Source organism: Streptomyces viridosporus, assembly GCF_002078235.1.
Taxonomy (GTDB): domain Bacteria; phylum Actinomycetota; class Actinomycetes; order Streptomycetales; family Streptomycetaceae; genus Streptomyces; species Streptomyces viridosporus.
On record NZ_MSGP01000828.1, the window covers coordinates 1 to 1,378 of the forward strand.

Sequence of the window (1,378 nt, forward strand, 5' to 3'; positions counted from 1 at the left end):
GGCCACCCCGACCACATCCAGGCGCACCGCGTCGCCATGCGCGCCGTCGAACTCGCCGCCGCCGCGGGCTGGGACGTCCCCAAGGTCTACTGGAACCGCGTCCCCCGCTCCGTCGCCGAGCAGTCCTTCGCACGTCTCCACGACGACCTGCCCGGCCTGCCCTTCGACAAGGCGGCCGGCATCGACGACGTACCGGGCGTCGTCGCCGACGAGCGCGTCACCACCGCGGTCGACGGGAGCGCCCACGCCGCCGCCAAGGCCGCCGCGATGCGCGCCCACGCCACCCAGATCACGGTGGCCGAGCCGTACTTCGTGCTCTCCAACGAGCTGGCGCAGCCCCTGTTCACGACCGAGTACTACGAGTTGGTGAGCGGAGAACGCCCCCGCGAACGGGAGGACGACCTGTTCGCCGGAATCGGTGAGGCGTCATGAGCGACCGGCCCCCGTCCCTGCTCACCCAGCCGATCCGCCCGCCCTCCGCCGCACGGGTCGCCGCCTGCCTGGGGCTGTTCCTGCTCGGTGCCGCGGTCGGCGCGGCCGGGGCGCTGGTGCAGCCCGCCTGGTTCCCGGGCGGACTGCTGCTCGCCCTCGCGGGCGAGGCGGGGCTGTGCCTGGGTGCGGCGCGCGCCCTGCGCAGCCGGGCCGGAGCCGTCGCGGCGGCCGCCGGCTGGACGGTCGTCGTCCTCCTGCTCACCGTCAGCCGTCCGGAAGGCGACTTCCTGTTCGCCGCGGGCGGCGGTTCCTATCTCTTCCTGCTCGGCGGCATCGCCGTGGCTGTGATCTGCGCCACGCTCGCCCCCGGGCGGCAACCGGACGACGGCCCTGTCCGACTTGGCAAGTGACGTACCACTTCGCCGTGTCACCGGCGTGCGGGTCCGGTGCGGGTTTCCCCGGCGGTCCTGGGATGCGCGCCGGACGCGGCCAGTAAGGTGGTGCGCGCCGCCGAGCCTCCCCCGCCCTCTCGGCTTCGCCCGAGCCGGGGGACCCCCACCGTGAGGTCGTGACGGGCGGCGGAGCCAACCGGGAGAACCTGCCTTGAGTCGTGAAACTGACACTCCGTCCTCCGGGCCCGACGGGCGCGGCGGAGCCGCCTACCCGTCGGGCACCCCGCCCTACGGGATTCCGGCGATTCCGGACGAGGGTACGGGCGCGGGCCGTCCGGCCGCGCGACCGGAGGAACGCAAGACCGAGACCACGCTGACGACCCGGATCCGGATCAACATCCCCGGATCACGGCCGATTCCGCCGGTCGTCGTGCGCAAGCCCGTCGCGGACACGGAGAGCAAGAAAACCGCCGACGCCGAGGCACCGGCGCCCTCCTCCGCCCCGTCCACGGGCGCGGCCGAGCCTCCCGCCGAGCCCGTGGACGGGGCGGAGG

Annotated in this window: 1 protein-coding gene and 2 pseudogenes; all 3 read left to right on the forward strand. The window is 74.6% G+C overall.

Going from position 1 to position 1,378, the window contains the following annotated elements; translation table 11 throughout:
- Window positions 1–432 (forward strand): annotated as a pseudogene (locus B7L92_RS37935) (N-acetyl-1-D-myo-inositol-2-amino-2-deoxy-alpha-D-glucopyranoside deacetylase); the annotation flags it as partial.
- The gene (locus B7L92_RS37940) at window positions 429–842 is read left to right on the forward strand and encodes a DUF6113 family protein (RefSeq protein ID WP_081241624.1); all 414 of its coding nucleotides are present in this window, start codon (window positions 429–431) and stop codon (window positions 840–842) included. The pseudogene B7L92_RS37935 and the gene B7L92_RS37940, both read left to right, overlap by 4 nt.
- A 193-nt stretch (window positions 843–1,035) precedes the next feature.
- Window positions 1,036–1,378, forward strand: a pseudogene (locus B7L92_RS37945) (hypothetical protein); the annotation flags it as partial.